The sequence below is a fragment of the Massilia sp. CFBP 13721 genome, assembly GCF_014842025.1.
Taxonomy (GTDB): Bacteria; Pseudomonadota; Gammaproteobacteria; order Burkholderiales; family Burkholderiaceae_D; genus Telluria.
Genome location: NZ_JACYUY010000001.1, coordinates 1 through 13488, shown reverse-complemented (window position 1 = coordinate 13488; position 13488 = coordinate 1). Strand labels below are relative to the sequence as shown.

Sequence of the window (13488 nt, the reverse complement as noted above, 5' to 3'; positions counted from 1 at the left end):
CCGCCTGAACCGTTATCATCTGTCTTCCAGGCCCGCCGGCAGCACGCCGGCCGGCCTTTCGACAGGTTCAAGGATGGGAGTGTGGCATGGTAGTGGTAACGCATAGCGGCAAGTTTCACGCGGACGACGCATGGGCGGTCGCCGTCCTGTTCATCCTGTATCCGGACAGCCACCTGGTGCGCACGCGCGACACGGCCGCGATCGAGGCGGCCGACTTCGCGATCGACGTCGGCGGCATCCACGATCCGGCCACCGGCCGCTTCGACCATCACCAGAAGGGCTTCGCCACCGCGCGCCAGACCGGCGTGCCCTATGCCAGCGCCGGCCTGGTGTGGCGCGAATACGGCGCGCGCTGCGTGGCGGCGCTTGCCCTCGAACACACTGGCCGCACGCTGGGCGCGGACGCGGCCCAGCAGATGGCGTATGCGATCGACGCCGACATCGTGCAATACCTCGACCTGTCCGACGTCGGCGCCGCCAAGAATGCGCCCGGCGGCTATGGCCTGTCGGCGGTCGTCTCCGGCTTCAATCCGAACTGGATGGACGAAGAGCGGCTCGGCTACGGCGAGGCGTCGGATGCCTACCGCCTGAGCCAGTTCCGCAAGGCGATGGCCTTCCTCACCGAGATCATGGTCAACTCGGTCAAGTACCGGGTCGGCGCCCTGCTGGCGCTGGAACAGGTGCGCAATGCCGAGGTGCTCGAAGGCGGCAAGATCCTGTTCCTGAACAACGGCGCCCTGCCCTGGACCGCCGTCGTGCGCAAGGAGATGCCGAAGGTGCTGTTCGTGATCAGCCACAGCATCGCCGAGCAGCGCTACATGATCCACGCGGTGCCGGTCAGCGCCGACAGTTTCGACGCCCGGGCCGACCTGCCCGAGTCCTGGGCCGGCCTACGCGACGCCGACCTGGCGCGCGTGACCGGCGTGCCGGATGCGACCTTCTGCCATAACGGCCGCTTCATCGCCGCCGCCAAGTCGTACGACGGCATCCGCGCCCTGGCGCGCCTGGCGCTGGAGGACGTCGCGTTCCCGAACGTGTCCGGCCACGCCTGCTGATCCCGGAGTTCCATGTTTTCGATCGTCCTGAACATCATCGGCAGCCTGTTTCACTTCTACGTCGCCCATCGCCTGTACCGCCTCGATCCGCTGCGCACGCGCGTGCGGCCCGGGGCCTGGTGGCTCGGCGTGCTGGTGGTCTGGCTGGTCTACCTGGGCGGCGTGCACCTGGGTGACGAAGCGATCGACTGGCGCTGGTGGCCGGGACAGTTCGCCCTGACCTGGCTCGGCATCCTGTTCGTGATGACCCTGTGCCTGCTGCCGGCCGACCTGCTCACCGGTTTCGGCTTCTGGTGGCGCGCGCAGGCCCAGCGCGTGCTCGGCGTCGGTGCGCTGGCCGGGGTGCTGCTGTCCGCGTTTGCGATCTTCCAGGGCGTGCGCGCGCCCGTCATCGTCGAGCAGGAAGTGAGCATGCCGCACCTGCCCGAAAGCCTGGACGGCACCGTCCTCGTGATGGTGACCGACCTGCACCTGGGCGCCCAGCGCCGCGCCGACTGGATGGAACGGCGGGTCGCGCAGATCAACGCATTGCAACCTGCCGCGGTGCTGATGGTGGGCGACCAGGTGGAAGACAACCCGCTGGGCGAACCGCGCCTGGCGCAGGTATTACGCGGCCTGAAGGCGCCGCGCGGGGTCTGGGCGGTGACCGGCAACCACGAGTTCTATGGCGACGTCGAGACGACGGTGCGCGAATTCGAGGAAGGCGGCGTGCGCTGGCTGCGCGACAGGCGCGTCGAACTGGCGCCGGGACTGGTGCTGGCCGGGATCGAAGACGTCGGCAGCCGGATGCGCGGCGGCGGCGAGCTCACGACCGGACTGGTGGACGTGCTTCCGGCGGCGGCCGATTCGCCGAACCCGGTGGCGACGATCCTGCTCTCGCACATCCCGGCCGCGCCCGTGATCGAGATGGCGGCCGCGCGCGGCGTCGGCCTGATGCTGTCCGGTCACACCCACGGCGGCCAGATCTGGCCGTTCAGCTACCTGGTGCAGCGGCGCTTTCCGCAGCTGGTCGGACAGCACGCGGTCGGCCCGATGACGCTCGTCATCAGCCGCGGCGCCGGCAGCTGGGGGCCGCGCATGCGCCTGTGGCAGCCGGGCGAGATCGTCAAGATCACGCTGCGCGCGCCGCGCTGAGGCCGGCGCAGGGGCACCCACACCCGTCAACCAAGGGCGAACAACTGGACAGAATTGCCTGCGCGCGTTGATGGCATTCTGTTAAGCTGTTGCAGTTCGAATACGACCGAGAGCTGACGATGAGCTTTACGATGAAATGCGCGCTGACGCTCGCGATCGCCCTTGCATGGCCTTCCCTGTCCGGTGCGGCAGAACCACTGCCCCCGCACCTGACCGGCACCTGGAGTACCGGGAAGCTCCCGCATGCTGAAGGCGGCAAGCAGGTCGACTTGTATCTGAAGGAGGATGGGTTCGGCGTGTTGCTGGGGTCGAGATACGCACAAGCCACCGGCACAGCCGCCGCGCCCTCGCATCCGGATCAATTCCTCGCCATGGCGATCGAGGCGACGCTGGAGGGCGACACGCTGACGACACGGCCCGTCGTACCCGACAACCGGCACAGTGCGGAAGCGGCCAGCAAAACCCTCGTTTGCCATGTCGCGGCGCGTGGGCCGGCACTGGCATGCGCAGACCCGCAGGGTGTCGTCATCGACATGCAGCGACAGAGCGACACGATCACGGCCGACGTGGCGACCATGCTGGGGATTCTCGGCGAACAAGGCAAGCGCACGCAGCCGCCGCATACGGGCGCCAATGACGGCCTCCCGCACGCCGCTGTCGAGCAATAAAGGACGGCCGCAAGTCAGCCCGCGCTCGCCCCGGCCGTCCAGGCAGTGCGCTTAACGGTCCTGCTGCCCTCTGGATGCGGCGTCCTCGTCGCGGCCTTCATCGGACGCACGCGCCCCCTGCGAATCCTGCCCCGACTGCCGATTGCCCTTCGCGCCGCCGGTCAGGTTGCCGATGCCCTCGAGCCCGGTCTGGATCTGGCCGCCGCGCGAAAAGCCGGTGTCGCCTTCCTGTGACGAACCGTCGTCGAGCAGGTCGTCGGTACGGCTGGCCGATTGCTGGCTGCCCTCGCGCTGCAGCTTGCCGCTGTCGCCGGTGCCGCCCACGCCTACGCTGCCGGCGCTGCTGGTGCCGTTCTGGGTGATCTGGTCCCAGGAGCGGCCCTGCACGTTTTCCTTGCTGTCCTTCTTGTCGTCTTGTGTCGACATGATGTTCTCCTCGTTCGTTAACATAGTTACATCATAGAGTGCCAGTATCGGGGTGCCGTCGGCGCACGGGAGAAAACGCGGGCGAAAAAAAACGGCGCTCATCCAGGCGCCGTTCGAAGGGGAATTGTCCCGATTACTTCTTGTTCGACAAATACATCACGCGGCCCGACAGCTTGATATTACCGGCGCCGGTGATCATGTCTTCACCGCCGGTCAGCATGCCGCCGCCGGTGATTTTCGAGTACTTGCCGGTGCCGCCGGTGACCTGGAAGGTCGCGCCGGAAAAGACATATTCCGCGCCTTTGCCGGTCGGGATGAACTGGCCACTGTAGTTGGCGAAGATCTGGTCGCCTTCGGTGGTCATGACGATGAATTTGCCGTTGCTGAAGTGGAACAGCGGGCCGATCGGCGTGATGCAGTCGGTGGCGATGAACACGACTTTGCCGCCCATCAGGGCGCTGGTGCCGTGGCCGCTGATGGTGCCGCCGAATTTCGACAGGCAGTCGCCCCTTGGACCGACCGCTTCGACCAGCGTGCCTTCGACTTCAAGTTGTTGGGTAACCCAACCTCCTGCCGATGCCGAGGCCGAAGCAGCCAGCAGGAGGGAAACGGCAGCTGGACGGGCGATCGTACGCAGGAAGGAAGTGAACATGTGTGTCTCCGGAGTTAAGAAAGATTTAATAATAATATATTTTTTATAAAAGTTGCCACGTACGCTCAGCAGTATCCAGCGCGAGCGTGGTTCTCAAGATACATGTTTTTACGGCAACATTGACATGCTTGCGTGCGCCAGTTACAGCGCGGCTGAGATAACTTAACAACGGCTTTAACAACGGAGAAAACATGCGCGTCGCGACTTTCAACATCAACGGCATCGGCAGCCGCCTCCCGCGCCTGCTTGAATACCTCGAGGAAAAACAACCTGACGTCGTCTGCCTGCAAGAGCTGAAGTCACCGCAGGAACGCTTTCCGCTGGCCGAGATCAACGGCGCCGGCTATGGCGCCATCTGGTACGGACAAAAAAGCTGGAACGGCGTCGCCATCCTGGCGCGCGGCAGCGAACCGGTCGAGGTCACGCGCGGGCTGCCGGGCGACGACAGCGACGAGCAGAGCCGTTACCTGGAAGCGGTGGTGGGAGAATTGGTGGTCGCCTGCCTGTACCTGCCGAACGGCAATCCGGCGCCGGGGCCGAAGTTCGATTACAAGCTGGCCTGGATGGAGCGGCTGATCACGCGCGCGGCGCAACTGCTGGAAACCGGCGCGCCGGTGGTGATGGCGGGCGACTACAATGTCATGCCGACTGAACTCGACGTCTACAAGCCGGAGCGCTGGCTGACCGACGCCCTGTTCCGGCCCGAGTCGCGCGAAGCCTTCCACCGGCTGGTGAACCAGGGCTGGACCGACTCGTTGCGCAGCATGCACCCGGACGAAGTCATCTACACCTTTTATGACTACTTCCGTAACGCCTACGGACGCAATGCCGGCCTGCGCATCGATCACCTGTTGCTTTCTCCCACGCTGGCGCCGGCCCTGCGCGCGGCCGGGACCGACCACGACATTCGCGGGCGCGAGAAACCGAGCGACCACGTGCCGACCTGGGTCGAACTCGATTTGAGCGCGCTGGCGCCGCAAAAAGCCGCGAAAAAGGCCTGATCAGCGCCCGCTGCGGTCGGCCAGGAATTGCTGCGCGCGCGGATGGGTGGGGTTGGTGAAAAAGTCTTCCGGCGTGGCGCGTTCGAGGATGCGCCCTTCGCTCATGAACAGGATGCGGTCGGCCACGTCGCGCGCAAAACCCATCTCGTGGGTCACGCAGACCATGGTCATACCCTGCCCGGCCAGCCGGCGCATCACGCCCAGCACTTCGCCCACCATTTCCGGGTCGAGCGCGCTGGTCGGCTCGTCGAACAGCATCACCGGTGGACGCATCGCCAGCGCGCGCGCAATCGCCACGCGCTGCTGCTGGCCGCCGGAGAGTTCGTGCGGATAGGCGTCGGCCTTGTGCGCGAGGCCGACGCCGTCGAGCAGTTCCATGGCATACGCGCGTGCTTCCGCTTTAGTGGCGCGCTTCAGGTTCACCGGCGCCAGCATGCAGTTTTCCAGCGCGGTCAGGTGCGGGAACAGATTAAAGTGCTGGAACACGAAGCCAATCCCGGCGCGCAACGCGTTCACGTCGACGCCGGGCGCATGGATGTCGCGCCCGTCGATGGCGATGCGGCCGCCGTCGATTTCCTCGAGGCGGTTGAGGGTGCGGATCAGGGTCGACTTGCCTGATCCCGAGGGGCCGCACACCACCACCACTTCGTTTTTGGCGACGTGTTCCGACACGTCGACCAGGGCGTGATACTGACCGTACCACTTGTTGACGCCGTCGAGCTGGATCATAAGGAAACCTTTGGTACCGATACAGGAGCATGTGCCGCGTTGGGGCGCCGGTTCAGGCGCCGTTCGAGCAGGAAGGCCAGGCGCGAGAGGCCGAAGCACAGGATGAAATAGGTCGCCGCCAGGATGATGTACACCTCGACCGCCTTGGTGAACACCAGCGTGTTGACCTGGGTGGCGATGAAGGAGACTTCGGACAGGCCAATGATGTAGCCGAGCGAAGTGGCCTTGATGGTCGCGACCAGCTGGCTCACCAGCGAGGGTGACACGTGGCGCAGCGCCTGCGGCAGGATCACCAGGCGCAGCGCCTGCCCGTACGACAGGCCGAGCGAACGCGCCCCTTCGAGCTGCCCTTTCGGCAGCGACTGAATACCCGCCTTCACGATCTCGGCCAGGTAGACGGCGTCGAACAGCACCAGCGTCATCAGCATGGTGGTGGCCTGGCCGGTCTTCACGCCGGTGACGGCGGGCAGGAAGAAGTAGGCCCAGAACACGACCAATAGCAGCGGCACGGCGCGCACGACCTGCACCAGCACGGCCACCGGCCAGCGCACGGCGCGGAACGGGCTGACGCGCGCCACGCCCAGCAGCAGGCCGAGCGGCATGGCCAGCAGCAGCGCTGCGGCGGACAGCAGGATGGTCAGCGTCAAGCCGCCGAGCGGGCCGTTCGGGTATTGGCCGACGAGGAAGTACAGCCAGTAGTCCTGGATAAGTTCGATCATGCCAGTCTCATACAGTGCGCACCGGGAAGCGGCGCGCGTACAGCTGCGCGGCCAGCGAGATCGCCAGCGATACCGTCAGGTAGGCCAGCGTGGCAAACGTGAACGCTTCCACGCTGCGGAAGGTGGCCGTTTCCACGCGCGCGGCCTGGTACATCATCTCGGCCGCGCCGATCACGGTGGCGACACTGGTGTCCTTCCACAGATTGACGGTCTGCGACAGCAGCGGCGGCACGGCGATGCGGATACTTTGCGGCAGCAGCACCAGGCGCAGGGCCGCGATGCGTCCCAGGCCGAGCGAACGCGCCGCCTCCATCTGGACGGCGGGCACGGCGCGGATGCCGCTGCGGATGTCTTCGGCCATGTGCACGCCGGCGTACAGCGAAAGTGCGATGGTGGCGCAGATGAATTCGGGATTGCTGTCGTAGAGCGCCAGCTTGACGGTCTCGGGCAGCAGTTCGGGAAAGGCGAAGTACCAGAACAGCAGGTGGGCCAAGAGCGGCACGTTGCGGATGCCCTCGACCAGGCTGGCGCCGGCCGCGCGCAGCGGTGCGCTGGGCGCGGTGCGCATCAGCGCGATCGCCACGCCCAGCGGCAGCGCGATCACGAAGCTGGCGCCGAGCAGCTGCAGCGACAGGATGAAACCCTGCACCAGCCAGTCGTGGTATTCGCCCGACCGCAGCAGGTGTGCGTCGAAAAACGTCAAGGCAGATGTCTCAGAGCTTGTCGGTGTGGATGGTGAAGGCGCGCTTGGCCATGTTCGGGCGCGTGCCCGGGCCATACCATTTGTTGAACAGGGCGTTCGCGGCGCCGCTCGTTTCCAGCTCGCGCAGGGTGGCGTCGACGACCGTCTTCAAGCCCTTTTCGCCCTTGCGCAGGCCGAGCGCGATCGATTCCACGCCGATGCTGTTCGGCAGGATCGTGAAGTTCTTCGCGTTCGGGCCGAGCTTGCCGTAGTCGGCCAGCAGCGAGGACTCGTCGTTGACGTAGGCGATGCCCTTGCCCTGCTGCAGGGCCTGGAAGGCTTGCTGGGTATTCTCGAAAGTCACGACGGTCGCGCTCGGGACGGCGGCGCGGATGTTGGTTTCCTGGGTGCCGCCGCGGACGGTGACGACCTTCTTGCCGGCCAGTTGCGGCAATGCCTTGATGCCGCTGGCCGTGCGCACCATGACTTTCGAACCGGTGACGAAATGGGTCAGCGCGAAATCGACCTGCGATTCGCGCTCCTTGTTGTGGGTCAGCGTGGCCGCCAACACGTCGACGTGGCCCTGCTGCAGCTCGGGAATGCGCGCGGCGACCGACATCTGCTTGAACACCGGTTTGACGCCGATCTTCTTCGCCACGGCGCGCGCCAGGTCGATTTCGTAGCCGACCAGTTCGCGCGTCTTCGGGTCGATGAAGCTGTTCGGCTCGTCGGTACCGAGCACGCCGAAGACGATCTCGCCCTTCTTCTTGATGTCGGCCAGCTGGTCGGCGTGGGCGGTGGCGGCGAAGCCGAGTTGGGCGGAAAGCGCGATCGCGCAGGCGAGCAGGGTACGGCGGGTGGCCATGGGATCTCCAACAGCTGAATAAATGAGCCGGAGATTATATGTCATGTGAATGACGGCGCGAAGGATCGAATTCCTATAAGAACATGTCCAAGTGGTATAAGAACCTTGATGTGGACAGTGCCAGAAGACGAGACCCGGTAAGGTGGGCGGATTTTCCGCCCACGCGTTCGACGCACGGATGAGTCATCGCGCAGTTCGCCTGAGCCGGATGGTAGGGTGGGCGCCCCGTGCCCACGCGGACGCATGCACAGCGTTGGCCGGGCGTCGATTGCAACCCAGGAGCGACTCACCGCATCCGCGGAGCTTCGGATAAGTGCGTACCGCGTGGGCTCGGGGCGCCCACCCTACTGAAAAGCGGGTGCGAGTATTCAACCTGCGTCGAACGCGTGGGCGGGATACCCGCCCACCTTACAGGTCACCCTGCCCGCTGTACAGATGCACCCGGTGAGGTTGCCCGTTTAGCCACCATGCGCATTTATCCTCGCCCGCTCCCGCAGTAAATCCCGCTCGCGCACATTCGTCGCCATCCCGGCCGCGCGCGCGAACTCGGCGGCGGCTTCAAGCCGCCGGCCCAGCTTTTCCAGCAAGTCCCCGCGCACGCTCGGCAGCCACTGGTAGCGCTCGAGCGCGCCGTCCTGCGCAAGCGCGTCGACCAGCGCCAGCCCGGCCGCCGGCCCCTCGGCCATCCCGACCGCCACCGCCCGGTTCAGTTCGACCACCGGCGACGGGCTGACGCGCGCCAGATCGCCGTACAGCGCGGCGATGCGGGCCCAGTCGGTCTCGCCGGCCGTGCGCGCACGCGCATGGCAGGCGGCGATCGCGGCCTGCAGCGCATACGGTCCCTGCCCGCCCAGCAGCCGGGCGCGCGCCAGCGCCGCCAGGCCGCGCCGGATCAGGATACCGTCCCAGCGCGCGCGGTCCTGGTCGAGCAGCAGCACCGGCTTGCCGGCGCGGTCAACCCGCGCGGCGGCACGTGACGCCTGCAGTTCCATCAGCGCGGCCAGGCCTTGCGCTTCCGGTTCGCGCGGCGCCAGCTCGGCCAGCATGCGGCCCAGGCGCAACGCTTCTTCCATCAGCGCCGGGCGCATCCAGTCTTCGCCGGCGGTGGCGGTATAGCCTTCGTTGAAGACCAGGTAGACCACTTCCAGCACCGAGCCGAGCCGCTCTTCGAGCTCGGCTGGCGGCGGCAGTTCGAAGGGCACGCGCGCCTGGCCCAGGGTGCGCTTGGCGCGCACGATGCGCTGGGCGATGGTCGGCTCGGGCACCAGGAAGGCGCGCGCGATCTCGCCGGTCGACAAGCCGCCCAGCAGTTTCAGGGTCAGCGCCACCCGCGCCTCGGTCGAAAGGATCGGGTGGCAGGCGGTGAACATCAGGCGCAGCAGGTCGTCGTGGACGACGTCGTTGCGCGCCGCGTCCAGGTCATCGACAAAGTCCGGCACAATGTGGGCCTCCTGCGCTTCCAGGTCGTGGCCGATCTGCACGCATTTTTCGCGAAAGGTTTTATCGCGGCGCAGGTGGTCGAGCGCCGCGTTCTTCGCCGTGCGCATCAGCCAGGCGCCGGGGTTGTCGGGAATGCCGGAGACCGGCCAGTGCTCGAGCGCGGCCACCAGCGCGTCGCCGGCCAGTTCTTCGGCCAGGCCGATGTCGCGCACCAGGCGCGCCACGCCGGCGACGATCTTCGCCGACTCGATGCGCCAGACGGCGCCGATGGCCTGGTCGACCCTTGTGCGCGTCACGGCTGCGGCGGCACCAGGCTGAGATCCATCCACGACAGCTCCCAGATGTGCCCGTCGAGGTCTTCGAAGCCGTGCCCGTACATGAAGGGGTATTCCTGCTTCGGGTTTGGCGCGCGCCCGCCGGCGTCGATCGCCTTGGCCACCAGCGCATCGACCTCCTCGCGGCTTTCGCAGGAGAGCGCGATCAATACTTCGGTGCTTTCCCGGGCGTCGGTTACCGGTTTGTTGGTGAAGCTCTGGAAGAAGGATTTGCGCAGCAGCATGGCGTAGATGTTCTCGCCGACGATCATGCAGATGCCGTCGTCGTTGCTGAACTGGGGATCGAACTCGAAGCCGAGGCGGGTGAAGAATGCGCGGCTGCGCGCCACGTCCTCGACCGCCAGGTTTACGTAAATCTGCTTGTGCATGATGTCTCCTGTGTAGTGGATTCAGGCCGCGCTGAGCGCGTCCTGTGCTTCGGCCTGTGTCTTGAGTGCGGCCAGCCCGGTCTCGAAATCGCGGCCGCACATGCGGTCGGTATCGACGACCAGGCCCATGAGTTTGGCGATGAACGGACTGCGTCCCTGCATGGTCCAGGTGACTTCGGTACCGCCGATACCGGGCGAGAGCAGGAATTCGATGGTGTTTTCGCAGCGCAGCGGCGCCGTCATGGTCAGCAGCATCGTCACCTTGCCCGGCGTCGCATCGAGCACGGCCAGCGTGCCGCGCCCGGCCGCGCGCGGTCCGGCGAAGTGGCTGGTGGCGCCGGCGCCGCGCTCGGGGCCGGTGTAGCTCAGTTGCTGCGGTCCCCTGGCGAACGGGTTCCAGGTATTGAAGCGGCGCAAGTCGCTGATCAGGGGCCCGATCCGTTCCGGCGCCGCCGCGATGTGGATGCTGCGCTCGACGCGGAACACGTCCGGCCGGCGCGCCGCCGCCAGTACGACCGCACCGGCGACGCCGGCCGCGATGAGGAGGATGATCATGGTGTCCTCTCAGGCGTGCTTAGTAAGACTGCGCGGACGCTTGGCCGGCTTCGAGCGCGCGGAAGCGCTCCAGCGTCTCGGACTGCGGGAAGTCGTCGAGTTCGAACACGCGGCGCACCTCGATCTCGGCCTCCAATCCTTCGCCGCGCGGGTTCGGGAAGCGGCGCGCCCATTCCAGCGCCTCCTCGGGCGTGCGCACGCTGATCATGGTGTAGCCGGCGATCATCTCCTTCGATTCGGTGAAGGGGCCGTCGACGATGCTGCGTTCCGTGCCCTGGTAGCGGATGCGCCAACCCTGGCTGGACGGGTGCAGGCCGCTGGCGTCGAGCAGCACGCCGGCGCGCGCCAGTTCGCCGTGGTAGTCGGCCATCGCGCTCAGCAAGTCGTCGCCCGGCATGCAGCCGGCTTCGGACTCGGGGGTGGCCTTGACGATGATCATGTAACGCATGCTGTTCTCCTCTGTTTGGACCGGGCGCGGCGGCTGCCGCGCGCTGGGCGGTGTCATTCACACGACGAAGCAGCTGGCCAGGAATCGACATGGCCGGCGAAAATTATTGTCAACTTTCGTAACAGGGCGCCAGCGCGCGTACCTCGACCGTCGCCCATTCGGCCGCCGGACAGCGCGCCGCCAGCGCCACCGCCTCCTCATGGGTCGCTACGTCCACGTGGAAAAAGCCGCCGATCATTTCCTTGGCTTCGGCAAAGGGGCCATCGACCGCGCGCGCCTTGCCGCCCTCGACCCGGACCCGGGTGGCGCGGCTCTGCGGCGCCAGCGACTGCGCACCCAGCAGCACGCCTTCCGCGCGCAGGGTGTCGCCGAATGCCAGCATGCGGTCGTAGAGCGCGCGCCCCTCGGCCTCGCTGCGGGTGGCGCGCTGGCCGACGGTTTCATGGATCAGCAACATGTACGACATCGACGCTCCCTTCGAGCATGTAGACACAAGAGCAAGCAGTATGCAACGCGACGCCGGTCGAGTAAAGCAGGGGCGAGGCGACGCCCTGCCCGGCCGCGTCAATCGTGCGCACCCTGCACCTGATGACATGGCGTGCGATTGCTCCTACATGGCAGTCTCGCATGCGCCTATTGTCCATTACCGGCCCGGCGTTACCATGGGAAAACCAATCACCGACAGCAGGAGGCAACGATGGGCGAGAACAAGGGCAAGGGCACGAAAGGCCGCAACTACGACGAACTGACGGGCGTGGGCACCAGCAGTGCCGGCATTACCGGCACCACCGGCAACCTGAACACGGGCACGCGCGATGGCGGCATCGGCATGCCGTCGCCGGACGACAGCGGCTATCGCGCAGGCAACCGCCAATCGGCCGAACCCGACGATGGCGACACCACGCCGGCGCTCGGGCGCGGCACCCGCGGACGTGCGGGCAGCCAGTCGCAATCGAGCCAAGGCAGCCAGGGCGGCAATCAGCAGAGTGGCCAGCAAGGCAGCCAGGGCAGCCAAAGCGGCAACGCGCAAGGCGGCCTCGGTCACAGCCTCGACCAGGATGTGATGGGCAAGGAGCAGTAAGCCAGCTTCACACGGCGCGCCTCCCTGGCGCGCCAGGATCACCGCGAACGCTCCGCTCGAGGCCGGAGCGTTCGACTCGGCGCGTCCGCGCCGTCCACCTGCCACTCTGGAGACCCGATGCGCGTACTGCTGCGTGGCGCCATGCTCGCATTCCTGCTGCTGGGCGCCTATGCCCTGTTCGGGCCCTACATCAAGAACATGCTGTATGCGATACGGCTGGCGTCGATGCCGGTGCCGACCGCCCTGCCGGTGCCGGTGCGCGGCGTCGCACCGCGCGGCCTGCGCGACACCTGGGGCGGCGCGCGCAGCGAGGGCCGCAAGCACGAGGGCATCGACATCTTCGCCAAACGCGGCACCGCCGTGATCGCCGCCACCGAAGGCGTGGTGCTGCGCGTGTCCACCAACCGCCTGGGCGGCCAGGTGGTGTGGGTGCTGGGACCGGGCGGCCAGCGCCATTACTATGCGCACCTGGATCGCTATGCCGATATCGAGAACGGCGAGCGCGTGCGGCCGGGGACGGTGCTGGGGTATGTGGGCGACACGGGCAATGCGAAGGGGACGCCGCCGCATCTGCATTACGGGATTTACGAGGCGGATGGGGCGATCAATCCGTATCCGTTGTTGAAGGCGAAGGTGCGGGTGGCGCAGACGGAAGAAAGGTAGTTTTCGTGCGTTGCGGACTGGCGGGGCGGTATGCTATTCCGTGAGCACGACCGCGTCGGTTGGCATTATTTTTGGAGGAGCGTGCATGGACGGTGGACTCGACGACGATACCCTCGCGTTTGCGCGGCGGGTGTTCCAGTGTGCGCGCAGCGGCGAGACCGAAGAACTCGCGACGCTGCTGGGACAGGGCTTGCCGCCCAACCTGCGCAACGAGCGCGGCGACGGCTTGCTGATGCTGGCCTGCTACCACGGGCACGTGGACACCGCGCGCGTCCTGCTCGACCACGGCGCCGACCCGGAACTGCTGAACGACGCCGGCCAGACGCCGCTGGCGGGGGCCGCCTTCAAGGGCGATGCCGCCGTGGTGGCGCTGTTGCTCGAACGCGGCGCCCAGGTCGACGCGGCCGGGCCGAACGGCAAGACGGCGCTGATGATCGCGGCGATGTTCAACCGGGTGGAGATGATGCGCATGCTGATGGAACATGGGGCCGATCCGTTGGTGCTTGATGCGGCCGGCATGTCCATTCGCGAGGCGGCGGCGAAGATGGGCGCGGTCGAGGCGGTGGCGTTTCTCAACGAGCACCTCGACGGTCGCGCAACGTAGGGTGTGTAAAGGCAAATTAGAAATGTCCGCTTTTGGCAAAGTTAAAATGTCCGCTTTCTAAAA

The 13488-nt window shown here is 66.5% G+C and carries 18 protein-coding genes; 7 read left to right on the top strand and 11 right to left on the bottom strand.

Going from position 1 to position 13488, the window contains the following annotated elements; genetic code table 11:
- Positions 1-86 precede the first annotated feature (86 nt).
- The 3 genes from IFT60_RS00090 (at position 87) to IFT60_RS00080 (ending at position 2857) form a co-directional block, all read left to right on the top strand.
- Positions 87-1055 (top strand): MYG1 family protein, encoded by a 969-nt coding sequence (locus tag IFT60_RS00090; protein WP_192048174.1) that lies wholly within the window; start codon positions 87-89, stop codon positions 1053-1055.
- A gap of 12 nt (positions 1056-1067) precedes the next feature.
- Entirely contained in the window at positions 1068-2189 is a 1122-nt protein-coding gene (locus tag IFT60_RS00085) for a metallophosphoesterase (RefSeq protein ID WP_192048172.1), read from the top strand.
- A gap of 119 nt (positions 2190-2308) precedes the next feature.
- Complete coding sequence (locus tag IFT60_RS00080) at positions 2309-2857, top strand: hypothetical protein (protein ID WP_192048170.1); 549 nt, start codon at positions 2309-2311, stop codon at positions 2855-2857.
- A 51-nt stretch (positions 2858-2908) separates the two neighbouring features.
- Here the strand turns inward: IFT60_RS00080 and IFT60_RS00075 are convergent, their stop codons facing one another.
- Entirely contained in the window at positions 2909-3283 is a 375-nt protein-coding gene (locus IFT60_RS00075; protein WP_192048168.1) for a hypothetical protein, read from the bottom strand.
- 133 nt (positions 3284-3416) lie between these two features.
- Positions 3417-3935: a hypothetical protein gene (locus IFT60_RS00070; protein ID WP_229510612.1), complete on the bottom strand. Its 519-nt coding sequence runs from the start codon at positions 3933-3935 to the stop codon at positions 3417-3419.
- 191 nt (positions 3936-4126) lie between these two features.
- On the opposite strand from IFT60_RS00070, the gene xth reads away from it, so the two are divergent.
- Positions 4127-4936, top strand: coding sequence for an exodeoxyribonuclease III (gene xth, locus IFT60_RS00065; protein WP_192048167.1), 810 nt, complete (start codon positions 4127-4129; stop codon positions 4934-4936).
- Here the strand turns inward: xth and IFT60_RS00060 are convergent, their stop codons facing one another.
- From IFT60_RS00060 to IFT60_RS00020, 9 genes are all read right to left on the bottom strand, one after another.
- Positions 4937-5665 carry an amino acid ABC transporter ATP-binding protein gene (locus tag IFT60_RS00060; protein WP_192048165.1) on the bottom strand — a complete coding sequence of 243 codons (729 nt, stop codon included), beginning with the start codon at positions 5663-5665 and terminating at the stop codon, positions 4937-4939.
- The gene (locus tag IFT60_RS00055; protein ID WP_192048163.1) at positions 5662-6384 is read right to left on the bottom strand and encodes an amino acid ABC transporter permease; all 723 of its coding nucleotides are present in this window, start codon (positions 6382-6384) and stop codon (positions 5662-5664) included. Before IFT60_RS00055 ends, IFT60_RS00060 begins: the two co-directional genes overlap by 4 nt.
- Positions 6385-6391: 7 nt before the next feature.
- Positions 6392-7087, bottom strand: coding sequence for an amino acid ABC transporter permease (locus tag IFT60_RS00050; protein ID WP_192048154.1), 696 nt, complete (start codon positions 7085-7087; stop codon positions 6392-6394).
- 10 nt (positions 7088-7097) lie between these two features.
- Positions 7098-7931, bottom strand: coding sequence for an ABC transporter substrate-binding protein (locus IFT60_RS00045; protein ID WP_192048153.1), 834 nt, complete (start codon positions 7929-7931; stop codon positions 7098-7100).
- A gap of 458 nt (positions 7932-8389) precedes the next feature.
- On the bottom strand, positions 8390-9667 hold the full coding sequence (locus IFT60_RS00040) for an RNA polymerase sigma factor (RefSeq protein ID WP_374000222.1): 1278 nt from the start codon (positions 9665-9667) through the stop codon (positions 8390-8392).
- Positions 9664-10074, bottom strand: coding sequence for a VOC family protein (locus IFT60_RS00035; protein ID WP_192048772.1), 411 nt, complete (start codon positions 10072-10074; stop codon positions 9664-9666). The genes IFT60_RS00040 and IFT60_RS00035 overlap by 4 nt, the downstream gene beginning before the upstream one ends.
- A 21-nt stretch (positions 10075-10095) precedes the next feature.
- Entirely contained in the window at positions 10096-10629 is a 534-nt protein-coding gene (locus tag IFT60_RS00030; RefSeq protein WP_192048151.1) for an SRPBCC family protein, read from the bottom strand.
- A gap of 19 nt (positions 10630-10648) precedes the next feature.
- Complete coding sequence (locus tag IFT60_RS00025; protein ID WP_192048150.1) at positions 10649-11077, bottom strand: YciI family protein; 429 nt, start codon at positions 11075-11077, stop codon at positions 10649-10651.
- A gap of 109 nt (positions 11078-11186) precedes the next feature.
- The gene (locus IFT60_RS00020) at positions 11187-11543 is read right to left on the bottom strand and encodes a YciI family protein (RefSeq protein WP_192048149.1); all 357 of its coding nucleotides are present in this window, start codon (positions 11541-11543) and stop codon (positions 11187-11189) included.
- 231 nt (positions 11544-11774) lie between these two features.
- Between IFT60_RS00020 and IFT60_RS00015 the strand changes: the two genes are divergently transcribed.
- The 3 genes from IFT60_RS00015 to IFT60_RS00005 all read left to right on the top strand — a co-directional run bounded on the left by IFT60_RS00015 (position 11775) and on the right by IFT60_RS00005 (position 13425).
- The gene (locus tag IFT60_RS00015) at positions 11775-12158 is read left to right on the top strand and encodes a hypothetical protein (RefSeq protein ID WP_192048148.1); all 384 of its coding nucleotides are present in this window, start codon (positions 11775-11777) and stop codon (positions 12156-12158) included.
- Positions 12159-12275: 117 nt separating this feature from the next.
- The gene (locus IFT60_RS00010; RefSeq protein WP_192048147.1) at positions 12276-12821 is read left to right on the top strand and encodes a M23 family metallopeptidase; all 546 of its coding nucleotides are present in this window, start codon (positions 12276-12278) and stop codon (positions 12819-12821) included.
- 85 nt (positions 12822-12906) lie between these two features.
- Positions 12907-13425 carry an ankyrin repeat domain-containing protein gene (locus IFT60_RS00005; RefSeq protein WP_192048146.1) on the top strand — a complete coding sequence of 173 codons (519 nt, stop codon included), beginning with the start codon at positions 12907-12909 and terminating at the stop codon, positions 13423-13425.
- The last annotated feature ends 63 nt before the right edge of the window (positions 13426-13488 follow it).

Excerpts from the sequence above, each read along its gene's own strand:
- IFT60_RS00090 (WP_192048174.1), top strand. The coding sequence starts at position 87 with ATGGTAGTGGTAACGCATAGCGGCAAGTTTCACGCGGACGACGCATGG.
- IFT60_RS00085 (WP_192048172.1), top strand. The coding sequence starts at position 1,068 with ATGTTTTCGATCGTCCTGAACATCATCGGCAGCCTGTTTCACTTCTAC.
- IFT60_RS00080 (WP_192048170.1), top strand. The coding sequence starts at position 2,309 with ATGAGCTTTACGATGAAATGCGCGCTGACGCTCGCGATCGCCCTTGCA.
- IFT60_RS00075 (WP_192048168.1), bottom strand. The coding sequence starts at position 3,283 with ATGTCGACACAAGACGACAAGAAGGACAGCAAGGAAAACGTGCAGGGC.
- IFT60_RS00070 (WP_229510612.1), bottom strand. The coding sequence starts at position 3,935 with ATGTTCACTTCCTTCCTGCGTACGATCGCCCGTCCAGCTGCCGTTTCC.
- xth (WP_192048167.1), top strand. The coding sequence starts at position 4,127 with ATGCGCGTCGCGACTTTCAACATCAACGGCATCGGCAGCCGCCTCCCG.
- IFT60_RS00060 (WP_192048165.1), bottom strand. The coding sequence starts at position 5,665 with ATGATCCAGCTCGACGGCGTCAACAAGTGGTACGGTCAGTATCACGCC.
- IFT60_RS00055 (WP_192048163.1), bottom strand. The coding sequence starts at position 6,384 with ATGATCGAACTTATCCAGGACTACTGGCTGTACTTCCTCGTCGGCCAA.
- IFT60_RS00045 (WP_192048153.1), bottom strand. The coding sequence starts at position 7,931 with ATGGCCACCCGCCGTACCCTGCTCGCCTGCGCGATCGCGCTTTCCGCC.
- IFT60_RS00035 (WP_192048772.1), bottom strand. The coding sequence starts at position 10,074 with ATGCACAAGCAGATTTACGTAAACCTGGCGGTCGAGGACGTGGCGCGC.
- IFT60_RS00030 (WP_192048151.1), bottom strand. The coding sequence starts at position 10,629 with ATGATCATCCTCCTCATCGCGGCCGGCGTCGCCGGTGCGGTCGTACTG.
- IFT60_RS00025 (WP_192048150.1), bottom strand. The coding sequence starts at position 11,077 with ATGCGTTACATGATCATCGTCAAGGCCACCCCCGAGTCCGAAGCCGGC.
- IFT60_RS00020 (WP_192048149.1), bottom strand. The coding sequence starts at position 11,543 with ATGTCGTACATGTTGCTGATCCATGAAACCGTCGGCCAGCGCGCCACC.
- IFT60_RS00015 (WP_192048148.1), top strand. The coding sequence starts at position 11,775 with ATGGGCGAGAACAAGGGCAAGGGCACGAAAGGCCGCAACTACGACGAA.
- IFT60_RS00010 (WP_192048147.1), top strand. The coding sequence starts at position 12,276 with ATGCGCGTACTGCTGCGTGGCGCCATGCTCGCATTCCTGCTGCTGGGC.
- IFT60_RS00005 (WP_192048146.1), top strand. The coding sequence starts at position 12,907 with ATGGACGGTGGACTCGACGACGATACCCTCGCGTTTGCGCGGCGGGTG.